Raw genomic sequence first — 12,678 nt, 5'->3', positions numbered from 1 at the left:
TGGATTCAACAGATGGGACGGAGTTCACACATGGGAACACATGACGAGCGCGGCTGTCCACGATCGGACCGTCGAGCAGCGATCCTCCGCGCCCTGGGGTCCACACCCGACCTGCACGAGGGCACTCCCCACGTCGCCTTCGGCCGCACGTGGCACGTCGACACAGCCGCAGACACGGAGAACTCCGGCGTCGACGGCATCGAGTTGACCTGGACGGTCCCCGGGGAGACGGCTCCGACCGAGGCCTGGCTGCTGACGCCTGCGAACCGCACGGACCGTGACCTACCCGCCGTTCTGCTCCTCCACGCGCACGACGGGATCAAGTTCCACGGCAAGGAGAAGGTGGCCGACGGTCCGGACGGACCGATCGCCGCCCTGTCCGACATGCGACGACGCGGGTACGACGGTAGGTCCGTGGCGGCGGGACTCGTCGCCGCCGGCTTTGCCGTCCTCGTGCACGACGTCTTTCCCTGGGGCAGTCGCCGGGTGGCGTGGGAGGACTTTCCCGAGCGAGCGAAGAAGGCAGCCGGCGCGTCGGCGCTGGATTCGAGCGCTCGGTACGAGGTCGCGGCTCGTGAGCACGAGCACGGACTGGCGAAGACAGCTGCCTTGACCGGGTCTTCGCTGGCTCGACAGGTTCTCCGGGAGGACCTGGTGGCGCTGGAGGTGCTGCGGGGGATTCCTGGTGTGGATGCGTCGAGAATCGGTGTCACCGGGTTCTCGGGTGGAGGCGCCAGGGTCGCGCATCTGCTCGCCGCGGCGGAGGTGAAGGCAGCGGTGATCACCGCGATGATGAGCACGTTCGCCGACGTCGCGGACGGTCACGCCGACGACACCACCTGGCTGATGATCACCCCAGGCCTTCCGGCTGTGTGCGATTGGCCGGACGTGGCCGCCTCCGGTTTCCCGACGCCGTTGCTGGTTCAATTCGCCCGGCGTGACAGCCATTTCGGGCCGAAGGGCATGTCCGACGCAGAAGCTGCACTTCAGCACGCGTACGGAGGATCCGACGCGCTCACCACCCAGTGGTTCGAGGGCGGCCACGTGTTCACCTCGGACATGCAGGACGCCGCAGCTGCGTGGTTGGGCAGAATGGTATGACCCGTCACGCTTGACACGGCTTGTGACTGCGGTCATAGTAAGTCACAGCAATTCACATAGAAGACGTGAGTTCATATACGTGAACGGATGAGAGCGATCGAGCGACCCTAGAACGACGCCTGAACGACGCGCCCGTACCGCAGCGTCTGCGGCTCGCTCGCCCAGCCCCGTCACCCGGAACCCCGTCACCCGGACTTACCTGAACCGTTCCTCTTCACGCCCACCGGAACCCATGCCGCACAGGCCCGTCACCCTCGGAGCGTCACCCATGGTCACCACCACCGAACCCAGATCGGGAGGAACGGCTGCGTCCACCGCAGCTGCCCCGATCCGGAAGAAGCGCCGCATCTCGGCGCCCTACATCCTCATCGCACCCGTCGTCGTACTGCTCGTGGTCTTCATCTTCTACCCCGTGGGCAGTGTCTTCTACTACAGCCTGCAGTACTACAACCCGACGACGCCGTGGGACAACGGTTTTGCCGGCCTCGAGAACTTCAAGCTCATGTTCGCCGACGACGCGTTCTGGAACAGCCTCGTCGTCACCGCCAAATGGGTCGGTGTGCAGGTCGTCTTCCAGCTGATCCTCGGACTCGGGCTGGCACTGCTGGTCAACGAGGTCTTCCGCGGTCGCGGACTCGCCCGCGCGCTCGTGTTCTCGCCGTGGGCCGTGTCCGGAGTTCTGACGACCGGCATCTGGCTGCTCATCTACAACCCGTCGACCGGATTGTTCAAGCTACTCGGCGACATGGGCATCGGCGACGGCACGGCCGCGCCCATCGCCGATCCCGACACCGCGTTCTGGGCCACGTCGGTCGCCGAACTGTGGCGTGGTGTCCCGTTCTTCGCGATCCTGATCCTCGCGGAACTGCAGAGCGCACCGAAGGATCTGTACGAGGCTGCGAACGTCGACGGCGCCAACCGCTGGCAGCGGTTCCGTTTCGTCACCCTCCCGCACCTCAAGGCCGTCATCATTCTCTCGACGCTGCTTCGCGGCGTGTGGGAGTTCAACAACGTCGACCTGCTGTACACACTGACCGCCGGTGGACCGGCAGACGTCACGACGACGTTGCCGCTCTACGTCTCGCAACTCGCCACCACTGCCCAGGACTTCGGATACGGCTCGGCACTGACCACCGTGGCATTCGTGATCCTGCTCTTCTGCTCGATCCTCTACTTGCGCCTGAGCAAGTTCAACAGCGACAAGGCCTGAGAACATGACCACTACCGCCGATCGACCGGTGATCACCACCCCGGCACCCGACTCCCACACCGAACTGCGCGTGCACAAGACCAAACCGCGTTTCTTCAGTGTCGGCTTTCCGCTCGCGCTCTACCTTCTGTTCACGCTCGTTCCGTTCTACTGGATGATCGTGTTCGCGTTCCGTCCCGCGGGATCGAACTCGATGCTTCCTTGGCCCATCACGTTCGATCACTTCGACACCGTGTGGAACACACTGGGTTTCAGTTTCTTCTTCAAGAACTCCCTGATCGTCGCCGGGTTGTCCTTGGTCCTGACGACCTTCGTGGCCCTGGCAACCGGATACGCGTTGGCTCGCTTCAAATTCCGCGCCAAGATCCCCCTCGTGATGGCGTTGCTGTGCAGCCAGTTCGTGCCCGGCGCCATGCTGCTCATCCCGCTGTTCCAGGTGTTCCGCGAGATGGGTCTGGTGAACAACCTGTTCGGCCTCATCGTCGCCGACACCGTGTTCCAACTACCTTTGGCCGCGATGCTGATGGCAGGCTTCATCTCCCAGATCCCCGTGGAGCTCGAAGAAGCAGCGATGGTCGACGGATGCTCCCGCATGAAAGCGTTCCGAATCATCATGCTGCCACTGCTGCGGCCCGGCCTCATCGCCGTCGGCTCGTTCGCCTTCATCGGCAGCTGGAACAACTTCCTGTTCGGCCTGATGTTCATCAGCAGCCAGGAGAAGTTCACGCTGCCAGTCGGATTGAGCTACACCATCGGTTCCTACAACGTCGACTTCGGTGTCCTCGCGGCCGGCGGTCTCATCGCTGCAGTGCCCGTCGTCGCCGTTTTCGCCGTCATCCAGAAATACCTCGTCCAGGGCCTCAGCGCCGGAGCGGTGAAGGGCTGAACAATGACGACCACACATTTCGCCAGAAGAACGTTCCTCGTCGGCGCCGTCACCGCACTCGTCCTCGCCGGATGCAGTTCGGAAACATCGTTGCCCGACGGCGCACTGGGCGACCCGAACAGCGGCACCCTCACCTTCTGGGACAACAATGCCGGACCGGATCGAACTCCGCTGTACGAGGAGCTGATTCGCCGTTTCGAAGCTGCGAATCCCGGTATCGACATCGAGTACGTCGGTCTGCCGTCGGACAGTGCGCAGCAGAAGTACCAGACGGCACTGGCCGGCGGCTCGGCCCCGGACCTCGGCATCGTATCGACGGCCTACCTGGCTCCGCTCGTCGCTCAGAACGCCGTCATTCCGCTGGACCAGTTCCTCGACGCCTCGCCTCAGAAGGCGGACTACGACCCCAAGATCATCGAATCCGCGCGTGAGTCCGGCGGCGGAGAGGTGCTCTACGGTCTGCCGTTCACCAGCAACAACGCAACGCTGTGGTACCGCGCCGACTGGTTCGACGAGGCCGGCCTGGAACCACCGGACACCTGGGACGAGTTCTACGAGGCGTCGGACGCACTGACCGACAAGGCCGCCGGCCGGTACGGATTCACCATCCGCGGCGGAGCGGGATCGATCTATCCGCTCCTGCAGCACATGTTCGCGACGACCGGTATCGAGAACTTCTTCGACGGCAGCGAATCGACGGTCAACCGCCCCGAGATGGTCGAGGCCATCGAACGATTCGCCGCTCTGTACGACGTCGACACTCCCACCGCCGACGTCAACAACGGATTTCCGCAGATGGTGGCCAGCTTCGGGGGCGGGTCGGTTGCGATGATGCAGCATAACCTCGGCTCGCTCAGCAACCACAGGAAGGCGCTCGGCGACAAGGTCGGCGCAGTCGCACTTCCGCTCGCGGACAACGGCGTCCGCACGGTGATGACCGACCCGTTCCCGTCGTACACGGTCTTCAAGTCCAGTCAGCACCAGGCTGCAGCCTGGAAGTTCCTCGAGTTCATGACGTCTCCGGAGTCGCAGGCGTACTGGAACGAGAACGTCGGCCAGATTCCGGTCAACACCGTTGCGCGATCGGCGCCGTCGTTCCAGGACATGCCGTCCGTACAGGCCGCTCAGGCCGCACTCGACGACCCGAAGACCGTCCTGGTCACGCCGCCGGACTACCTGCCGGACTTCGGCAAGATCGTCCAGGTGCAGATGCTGGGCCAGTGGCAGAAGGTTCTGATCGGGCAGCTCAGCGCCCAGGACTTCGCCGACGACTTCGCCGAGAAGCTCAATCGTTCCAAGGCCAAATACGATGCCCGTCAGGGCAAATAGGGGATAAGCACCATGTCCAGCGTCATCATGGAAGTTGCCGTGCAGGTGTTCAAGACGGAGGCGCGCACGTCGGTCGACTCCTACGGACACCGTCACCCCGGCCCGTCCAGCCAGTCCACCCAGGCGTTGCTGCGCATCACCGACTCCGACGGAGCCAGCGGCTACGTTCTCGGCAAGCCCAACTACCTGCGTCAGGACCAGGTGGAGCAGTACTTCCAGTCGGTCCTGATCGGCACCGATCCGCTCGCCCGCGAGTCCGTCGAGAAGAAGTTCGCGATCCGTCAACGCACCAAGGCCGTCGAACTGCCCGAGCACACCCTCAGCTACGTCGACCAGGCTCTGTGGGATCTGGCGGGCAACAAGTTCGACACACCGGTGTGGAAGTTGCTGGGCGGAGCCCGCTCCGAGGTGAAGGCGTACGCGAGCACCATGTGCGGTGACGACATCGAGGGCGGCCTGTCCTCACCGGAGGACTTCGCGTCCTTCGCTCGCGATCTGAAGGCACGCGGCTACCAGGGCATCAAGCTGCACACCTGGATGCCGCCGCACCCCGGCGCCCCCGACCTCCACCGCGACATCGACGCCTGTGCCGCGGTACGCGACGCCGTCGGACCCGGCTTCTCACTGATGCTCGACGGCTACCACTGGTACTCGCGCACCGAAGCCCTCACGTTGGGCCGCGAACTCGACCGGTTGAAGTTCGCCTGGTTCGAGGAACCGATGGACGAGTTCTCGTTGCGTTCGTACAAGTGGCTCGCGGACCAGATCGACACCCCCGTCATCGGTCCCGAGACCACTCCGGGACGGCACAAGTCGAGGTCGGAGTGGATCGCCAACGAAGCCTGCGACATCCTGCGGGTCGGCGCGATGAACGGCGGCGGGATCACGCCGGCGATGAAGACGGTGCACATGGCCGACGGGTTCGGGCTCGAGTGCGAGATCCACGGCAACGGTGCCCCCAACCTCGCGCTCGTCGGCGGGGCGCCCAACGTTCACTGGTACGAGCGGGGACTGCTCCACCCGCACACCGACTACGACTGGGTTCCCCCGCACCTGAAGTCCATCGTCGATCCCATCGACGAGAACGGAATCGTGCACATGCCGGACCGCCCCGGCCTCGGTGAAGAGATCGACCACGAGTACGTCTCGGAAAACCTCGTCGAAGAATACTGATGTCTGTAGGTGAAACTGCGTTCCAGATGAGGGACACTGTCCTCATGGTGAACGATGTCAAGGCTCCCGCACCCGCTGCTTCCGACTCCCAGCCGGTGAAGTCTGCGGAACGGACCATTCACATCCTCGAGACCTTGGCCGCCTCGCCGACCCGGATGAGTCTCGGCGAGCTGCAGGAGGCGTGCAAGTACCCACGGTCGTCCTTGCACGCCCTCCTGCGCACCCTGAAGGAACTGCGGTGGATCGAGGCCGACGAATCGGGTTCGCGCTACGGCATCGGCACTCACGCACTGCTGACCGGCACGTCCTACCTCGACAAGGATTCCGTCGTGGGGCGTGCCGCCGCAGTACTGGAGGCGCTGCGATCGGACGTCCGGCACACCGTTCACTTCGCCCGACGCGACGAGGACCACGTCATCTACCTCGCCAGCCGGGGCTCGAAGCTGGAAGTCCGGCGCATGCACCGCGTCGGACGCAAGCTGCCGTGCCACGTCACCGCGCTGGGTCAGGCGCTGCTGGCGGAGCTGACCACCGACGAGGTGACTCAGCTGCTGCCCCAGCAGCTCGAGCGGTACACCGACAACACCATCGTCGACCGCGACGCGCTGATCGCGGAGCTGGCCGAGGTGCGCAAGCGCGGTTGGTCGCTGGAGCAGGAACAGGGAACGGTCGGCGTCGTCTGCATCGCGACGGTGGTGCCCTATCGCATTCCCGCAACCGACGCGCTCAGTGTGTCGATGCCCGCGGAGGTGGCGTCGTACCCGGGTGAGCTGGAACGTATTGCAGGCGTTCTGACCAAGCATGCCGACGCCTGGGCTCGTGAGCTCCGCGCCGAGGGCGTGCGCTGACCCAGCCGAGCGTTCACAGGCGTGAGATGTTGGCGGCGATGTCCGCGACTCTCCCGACGAACGTGTGGTGGGTGACGCCGGAGGAATGCGGGGTCATCAGAATGTTGTCCAGATCCGCGAAGGGCAGCGTGCTCGGCTGACCGACGCCGTCGGAGCCGGGGTACCGGTACCACACATCGATCGCGGCAGCGGCAATCACATTCCGGGACAGTGCATCGAACAGTGCCTGCTCCTGAACGAGTGGACCACGGCCGACATTGACGAGGACGCCGCTACTGCCCAGCCCGGACAACTCGTCCGCACCGATCATGCCGCGCGTCGCGTCGGTCAGCGGCGCCGACACGACGACGACGTCGGACCATTCCATCAGTTTTCCGAGTTCGGCTGTGCTGCCGAACCATTCGAGGCCGACGTCGGCTGCTGTACCGCTACCGGTCACTGCGGCTCCGTGCGCTCCGTAGGCGTCGAACAGCCTCCATGCCTGGCGACCGATGTGCCCGAAGCCTACGAAGCCGATCCGGGCACCCACGAGCGACAGCGGTTGCGGAATCGACGGGTCGTAGACGGAGGTGCGGAACACGCCGGTCCGCAGCGCCCGGTCCTGCGCCAGGAAGTTGCGACGCAACATCACCGTCGCGGAGACGATGTATTCCGCTATCGACCGTTCGTGATGAAAGGTGGTGCACACCTCTACGTCCGGGCTCAGTCCGGATCGGTCGACGTTGTCGGTTCCAGCACCGACGACGTGAACCATCGTCAACCGGGACCCGGCCGCTCCCATCGCTGCGCTGAACTTTCCGCCCACGTACACGTCGGCGTCGGGCAGTTCCTCGAGCACACGAGATTCGTCGAACGGAACCACCCAGACCACTTCGGCCCCGACGGGTAATGCCTTCTCGAACTCCGCCTTGTGCGGCAGTACGTTCCGATCACCGACGACGATTTTCAGCGCGCGTGCAGTCATCGCAGTAGTGCCGGTCGCTTGCTGTCGAAGGCCCATCCGTCGATGAGGTATTGCATTCCGATGGAGTCGTCGCGAGCACCGAGTCCTTCACGCTGATACAGCTCGTGCGCGGCATCGACTTGCGCCCAGTCCAGTTCGACACCGAGGCCGGGCTTGTCCGGCACCGTGAGGTATCCGCCGTCGATCTCGAAGGGCTCCTCGGTCACTCGCTGACCGTCCTGCCAGATCCAGTGCGTGTCGATTGCGGTGATGTGCCCCGGTGCAGCGGCGGCAACGTGGGTGAACATGGCGAGCGATACGTCGAAGTGATTGTTGGAGTGCGATCCCCACGTCAGCCCCCAGGCGTCGCACAGCTGCGCGACGCGCACCGAACCGCTCATGGTCCAGAAGTGCGGGTCCGCCAGCGGAATGTCGACGGCGCCGGAGCGGATGGTGTGGCCCATCTCCCGCCAGTCGGTGGCGATCATGTTGGTCGCGGTCGGCAACCCGGTCGCCCGCTTGAACTCCGCCATGACCTCTCGGCCGGAGAATCCGCCCTCGGGGCCGACCGGATCCTCCGCGTAGGCGAGGACGTCGCGCAATCCGCGGCAGGTCTCGATCGCGTCCTTCAGCAACCATCCACCGTTGGGATCCAACGTGATTCGAGCGTCGGGGAAGCGTCGGTGCAGCGCCGTCACGGCAGCCGCCTCCTCGGCGGCGGGAAGTACGCCACCTTTGAGCTTGAAGTCCTGAAATCCGTAGCGCGCCTGAGCGGCCTCGGCGAGTCGAACGACGGCATCGGGGGTGAGCGCCTCCGAGTGACGGATGCGAGCCCACTCGTCGGCACCTGCCGGCTCGTCGGATGCCGTCCGGTACGCCAGATCCGTTTTGGCGGAGTCGCCGACGAAGAACAGGTAGCCGAGGGCCTGGACCTTCTCTCGCTGTTGTCCCTCGCCGAGCAGCGCGGCGACGGTGACTCCGAGATGCTGTCCGAGCAGGTCCAGCAAGGCCGATTCGACCGCGGTGACTGCGTGGACAGCGATCCTCAGGTCGAACGTCTGCGCGCCTCGACCGCCGGAGTCCCGGTCCGAGAACGCTGTTCGCATCGACTGCAGGATCGCGTTGTACGCACCGATCGACCGGCCTTCGACCAGAGACCGGGCATCCTCGAGGCACCGCCGGATGGGCTCTCCACCAGGGACCTCGCCGACGCCGGTGCGGCCGTCCGAATCGGTGAGCACCACCAGATTCCTGGTGAAATACGGTGCATGCGCACCGCTGAGGTTGAGCAACATGCCGTCGTGGCCGGCAATGGGGATCACTCGCATCTCGGTGACGACGGGGGTGGCGGTGGTGCGCGCGTTCATCGGTGGAACCTTCCGTGGTCGTGACTCGGCTCACACGAACCCTATGGTTCCGAACCTATGCGCGTCCAAGACGAGATAGGCATGGATCGATACCCCGCGGGTATCGATGCGGGGGCTATGGAAGCGCAAAGTATGGCTACCCTAATATCGAACAAGTCAGAGTTGAACAGGTCTCGACAGGAAGCTGCCCGGATGCCCCTGACCGTTCCCGCTGAACGCAGCCCGTCGGAACCGAGGACGTTCGACGCCGTGACCCTGTCGTCGTGGTACGTGACGCCCTCCATGCTCCGCGTACGCCTGGGCGGTGCCGATCTGTCCGGCTACGCGACCACCGGCGTCCCCGACGAGCGTCTTCGCTTGATCTTCGAGGACGACACCCTGCGCAGCTACACCGTCCGCCGGTTCGATCCGGCCGGCCCTCACCTCGACATCGACTTCGTGGTGCACGACGGCGGCGTTGCCGCGCAGTGGGCAGTACAGGCGCAGCCGGGCGATCGCATCCGCGTCTCGGAGCCGCACGGATGGTATCGGCCGCCCATCGACACCGAGTGGCAGCTGCTGGTTGCCGACATGACCGGATTACCTGCACTCACCCGTGCCGTCGAACAGCTCCCCCGGGGCGCCACCGCGCACGTCATCGCGTCGGTGCCGAGCCGGCAGGACGAACAGCAGGTGCCGAGCGCAGCCACCGTCACGTACGAGTGGACGACCGACCAGGAGTTGCTCGCGGCAGTTCGATCCTTCGACAGACCCAGCGGCACCGGTTATCTGTGGGCGGCGACCGAAGCGGCCGACGCCCGGGCGATCCGGAAGCTCTACCACCGCGAACTGGGGTGGACTCCGGACCGATTCGAGATCAAGGGCTACTGGCGACGCAACAAGGAGACCTGGCAGCAACGGTTCGCGGAGGTCCGCGAGCACATCGACTCCGTCCGTGACCGCGCACTCGCCGAGGGCCTCAGCGGACACGAACTGACCCAGGTCGTCGACGCCGCCCTCGAAGAATCCGGACTCTGACCACCACACCACCAGGAGAAGACATGACCACCCTCACCGCCCACACATCCCTCACCGACGATCTCTCGCGTAGGCACTTCGGAGCCGCGGCCGGCCTCGCGCTCGCGTCGCTGCTCGCGGCCTGCGCACCCGACAGCGACACCACACCCGCTGCAGACGACGGGACACGGACCCTATCGACGCCCATGGGTGACGTCGTCGTCCCGGCCGGCCCGACGCGAATCGTCAGCCTCGACGCCTATGTGGGCCTGCAGACACTCGACGAACTCGACGTTCCCGTCGTCGCCACGGGCACGCTGGGTGGAGGTGTCCGCACGCTGGTCGGCGAGGCCTCGCAGCAACTGCCGTCCATCGGCGTCACCGCTCTCGGCGATGTCCAACTCGAGGCCATCGCGGCAGCGAACCCCGATCTGATCGTCGGACGTCAGCCCATTGGTGAGCCGTTCTACTCCGAACTGTCGACCATCGCCCCCACCGTGTTGATTCCGTTCACGTACTGGCGTGACCAGTACATCGACGTCGCCGACGCGGTCGGCCGCAAGGACGACGCCGTCGGTGCATTCGTCGGGCTCGACGATCGCATCGCCGATCTCCGAACCGACATCGCACAGGCGTGGCCCGACGGGCTCAGGTTGTCCGTGGTGCGCGTGTCGGACACGTCGGGCGACGTCCGGTCGTACAACACCCTCGCGGCGTCGTCGACGTTCCTGTATGCGGACATCCTGTCCGGCGCGGGGATCACCCCGACGGCCGACACCGCGCCCGGTGCAGATCCGACCAAGGTCAACGTCGCCGTCAGCTCGGAGAACCTACCGATGATCGACGCGGACGTGATCCTCTACTACGTCGGCGCAGGCGGTCAGGCCGACGCGGGCGACGAGGTGGAGCAGTCGCTGGTGTCCAGCCCACTCTGGTCGACGTTGTCCGCAGTGCAGGCCGGACGCGCCTACAAGGTCGACTCCGCGCCGTGGTTCGACGGGTACAACCTCACGGCCGCCGCTGCGGTCATCGACGATCTTCGACGCACCCTGCTCTCGTAGCTCACCTCTACGGAAGCTCTCGTCGATCGATGCCGTTCAGGTATCGAAGGTAAGACTTTTTGACTTGGACACGTATCGATCGGACTCCTAACGTTGACGTCGAGTCCGAGCCACACCCTCACGCGGTGTCGCCGATCGAGTCGAGTACAAGGAGTCACCCATGACAGCATCACTGACGCAGTCCACCGAACTCACCGGCAAGTCGATCATTGCGGGCAAGGCGGTGCAGGGTTCCGGAACCGCCATCAACGGCATCGATCCGAGTACGGGCCAATCGCTCGAACCGGCTTACCACCACGGCGATCTGGGCGACGTCGACGCTGCCGCTGCTGCCGCCTGGGCAGCGTTCGCGGACTACCGCGCCACCTCCTCCGAGACCCGAGCCCAGTTCCTCGACGCGATAGCCGACAACATCGTCGCACTCGGCGACACCCTGATCGAGCGTGCAGTCGCAGAATCGGGACTGCCCGTCGGACGCATCACCGGCGAAGTCGGCCGCACCACGGGCCAGCTACGACTCTTCGCTTCCGTACTCCGCGAGGGCAGCTGGAACGGTGCACGCATCGACCCCGCTCAGCCGGATCGCGCTCCGCTCCCCCGTGCCGACATCCGCCAGCGGAAGATCCCACTCGGACCGGTAGTCGTGTTCGGCGCCAGCAACTTTCCTCTCGCCTTCTCCGTCGCGGGCGGAGACACCGCATCCGCACTCGCCGCCGGCTGCCCCGTCATCGTCAAGGCGCACGACGCACACCCAGGAACGTCCGAGTTGGTCGGACGCGCGATCTCCGACGCGGTAGCCTCCACCGGAATGCCGTCGGGCACCTTCTCGCTGCTCTACGGCTCCGGTCGCGGGCTCGGTACGGCGCTGGTGACGGACCCCCGCGTCAAGGCAGTCGGATTCACCGGATCACGTTCGGGTGGAACGGCTCTCGTCGCTGCTGCAGCAGGACGCCGCGAACCGATCCCTGTGTACGCCGAGATGAGCTCGATCAACCCGGTGTTCGTTCTGGACCACGCGCTGCAGACCCGCGGCGCCGACCTCGGCCGCGCGTTCGTCGCATCGCTGACACTCGGATCGGGCCAGTTCTGCACCAACCCGGGCCTGGTCATCGCCGTCGACGGCCCCGGCCTCGACTCGTTCGTCGACGCCGCGCGTGCAGCAGTGTCCGAGACCGCCCCGACGACCATGCTCACACCGAACATCGCCGCCAGTTACGCGAGCGGCGTCGAGGAACTCGCACAGTCGGCCACCGAGGTCGCGCGCGGGACGGAAACCGACGCCCCGAACGCCTGCCGCGCAGCGCTGTTCGTGACCGACGCAGATTCCTTCCTCGCGTCCGAGGTGGAGCAGCAGGAGGTCTTCGGTGCATCGAGCCTCGTCGTCAAGTGCACCGACGCGCAGCAGGTTCGGGACGTCGCGGCCCTTCTCGAAGGCCAGTTGACGGCGACGATCCACGCCGACGACACCGACCATGCCGAAGCCGGCAAGCTCCTGTCCGAGCTCGAGCTCAAAGCCGGTCGGATCCTGTTCGACGGATGGCCCACCGGCGTCGAGGTCGGACACGCCATGGTGCACGGCGGCCCGTTCCCCGCGACGTCCAATTCGGCCACCACGTCCGTCGGCTCGCTCGCGATCGAACGCTTCCTCCGGCCCGTTGCGTACCAGGACGTTCCGAACTCGCTGCTCCCCAGCGCTGTCGCGGACGGCAATCCGGACGGAATCTGGCGCCGCATCGACGGCCGACTCACCCAAGACTGACACCT

11 protein-coding genes are annotated in these 12,678 nt (G+C 65.5%); 9 read left to right on the top strand and 2 right to left on the bottom strand.

Going from position 1 to position 12,678, the window contains the following annotated elements:
* Positions 1-30 precede the first annotated feature (30 nt).
* The 6 genes from BH95_RS22070 (at position 31) to BH95_RS22045 (ending at position 6,547) form a co-directional block, all read left to right on the top strand.
* Complete coding sequence (locus BH95_RS22070) at positions 31-1,101, top strand: dienelactone hydrolase family protein (RefSeq protein ID WP_037184093.1); 1,071 nt, start codon at positions 31-33, stop codon at positions 1,099-1,101.
* A 268-nt stretch (positions 1,102-1,369) separates the two neighbouring features.
* Positions 1,370-2,311, top strand: a complete 942-nt coding sequence (locus tag BH95_RS22065) for a carbohydrate ABC transporter permease (protein ID WP_033190310.1) — start codon at positions 1,370-1,372, stop codon at positions 2,309-2,311.
* Between the two features lie 4 nt (positions 2,312-2,315).
* Positions 2,316-3,197: a carbohydrate ABC transporter permease gene (locus BH95_RS22060; RefSeq protein WP_026348247.1), complete on the top strand. Its 882-nt coding sequence runs from the start codon at positions 2,316-2,318 to the stop codon at positions 3,195-3,197.
* A 3-nt stretch (positions 3,198-3,200) separates the two neighbouring features.
* Entirely contained in the window at positions 3,201-4,526 is a 1,326-nt protein-coding gene (locus BH95_RS22055; protein WP_019667800.1) for an ABC transporter substrate-binding protein, read from the top strand.
* A 12-nt stretch (positions 4,527-4,538) separates the two neighbouring features.
* A complete protein-coding gene (locus BH95_RS22050) occupies positions 4,539-5,699 on the top strand; it encodes an enolase C-terminal domain-like protein (RefSeq protein ID WP_037184090.1) in 1,161 nt (386 codons plus the stop codon).
* A gap of 44 nt (positions 5,700-5,743) precedes the next feature.
* Positions 5,744-6,547 (top strand): IclR family transcriptional regulator, encoded by an 804-nt coding sequence (locus BH95_RS22045; protein ID WP_170947494.1) that lies wholly within the window; start codon positions 5,744-5,746, stop codon positions 6,545-6,547.
* A gap of 13 nt (positions 6,548-6,560) precedes the next feature.
* On the opposite strand, the gene BH95_RS22040 is transcribed toward BH95_RS22045, so the two are convergent.
* Positions 6,561-7,496, bottom strand: a complete 936-nt coding sequence (locus BH95_RS22040; RefSeq protein WP_230621088.1) for a 2-hydroxyacid dehydrogenase — start codon at positions 7,494-7,496, stop codon at positions 6,561-6,563.
* 11 nt (positions 7,497-7,507) lie between these two features.
* Positions 7,508-8,857, bottom strand: a complete 1,350-nt coding sequence (locus BH95_RS22035; RefSeq protein WP_033190314.1) for an enolase C-terminal domain-like protein — start codon at positions 8,855-8,857, stop codon at positions 7,508-7,510.
* Positions 8,858-9,049: 192 nt separating this feature from the next.
* On the opposite strand from BH95_RS22035, the gene BH95_RS22030 reads away from it, so the two are divergent.
* From BH95_RS22030 to BH95_RS22020, 3 genes are all read left to right on the top strand, one after another.
* Positions 9,050-9,874, top strand: coding sequence for a siderophore-interacting protein (locus tag BH95_RS22030; protein WP_037184087.1), 825 nt, complete (start codon positions 9,050-9,052; stop codon positions 9,872-9,874).
* 23 nt (positions 9,875-9,897) lie between these two features.
* Positions 9,898-10,914, top strand: a complete 1,017-nt coding sequence (locus BH95_RS22025) for an ABC transporter substrate-binding protein (protein ID WP_037184084.1) — start codon at positions 9,898-9,900, stop codon at positions 10,912-10,914.
* Positions 10,915-11,074: 160 nt separating this feature from the next.
* On the top strand, positions 11,075-12,673 hold the full coding sequence (locus tag BH95_RS22020; protein ID WP_037184081.1) for an aldehyde dehydrogenase (NADP(+)): 1,599 nt from the start codon (positions 11,075-11,077) through the stop codon (positions 12,671-12,673).
* Positions 12,674-12,678: the final 5 nt, after the last annotated feature.

Origin of the sequence: Rhodococcoides fascians A44A (assembly GCF_000760735.1) — a bacterium.
Classification (GTDB): domain Bacteria; phylum Actinomycetota; class Actinomycetes; order Mycobacteriales; family Mycobacteriaceae; genus Rhodococcoides; species Rhodococcoides fascians_E.
Note: the sequence above shows the minus strand (reverse complement) of the source record. Positions and strands in the feature narration are given on the sequence as shown.

Coding starts and splice junctions, on each gene's coding strand:
- BH95_RS22050 (WP_037184090.1), top strand. CDS start 4,539: ATGTCCAGCGTCATCATGGAAGTTGCCGTGCAGGTGTTCAAGACGGAG.
- BH95_RS22025 (WP_037184084.1), top strand. CDS start 9,898: ATGACCACCCTCACCGCCCACACATCCCTCACCGACGATCTCTCGCGT.
- BH95_RS22055 (WP_019667800.1), top strand. CDS start 3,201: ATGACGACCACACATTTCGCCAGAAGAACGTTCCTCGTCGGCGCCGTC.
- BH95_RS22045 (WP_170947494.1), top strand. CDS start 5,744: ATGGTGAACGATGTCAAGGCTCCCGCACCCGCTGCTTCCGACTCCCAG.
- BH95_RS22065 (WP_033190310.1), top strand. CDS start 1,370: ATGGTCACCACCACCGAACCCAGATCGGGAGGAACGGCTGCGTCCACC.
- BH95_RS22030 (WP_037184087.1), top strand. CDS start 9,050: ATGCCCCTGACCGTTCCCGCTGAACGCAGCCCGTCGGAACCGAGGACG.
- BH95_RS22035 (WP_033190314.1), bottom strand. CDS start 8,857: ATGAACGCGCGCACCACCGCCACCCCCGTCGTCACCGAGATGCGAGTG.
- BH95_RS22020 (WP_037184081.1), top strand. CDS start 11,075: ATGACAGCATCACTGACGCAGTCCACCGAACTCACCGGCAAGTCGATC.
- BH95_RS22060 (WP_026348247.1), top strand. CDS start 2,316: ATGACCACTACCGCCGATCGACCGGTGATCACCACCCCGGCACCCGAC.
- BH95_RS22070 (WP_037184093.1), top strand. CDS start 31: ATGGGAACACATGACGAGCGCGGCTGTCCACGATCGGACCGTCGAGCA.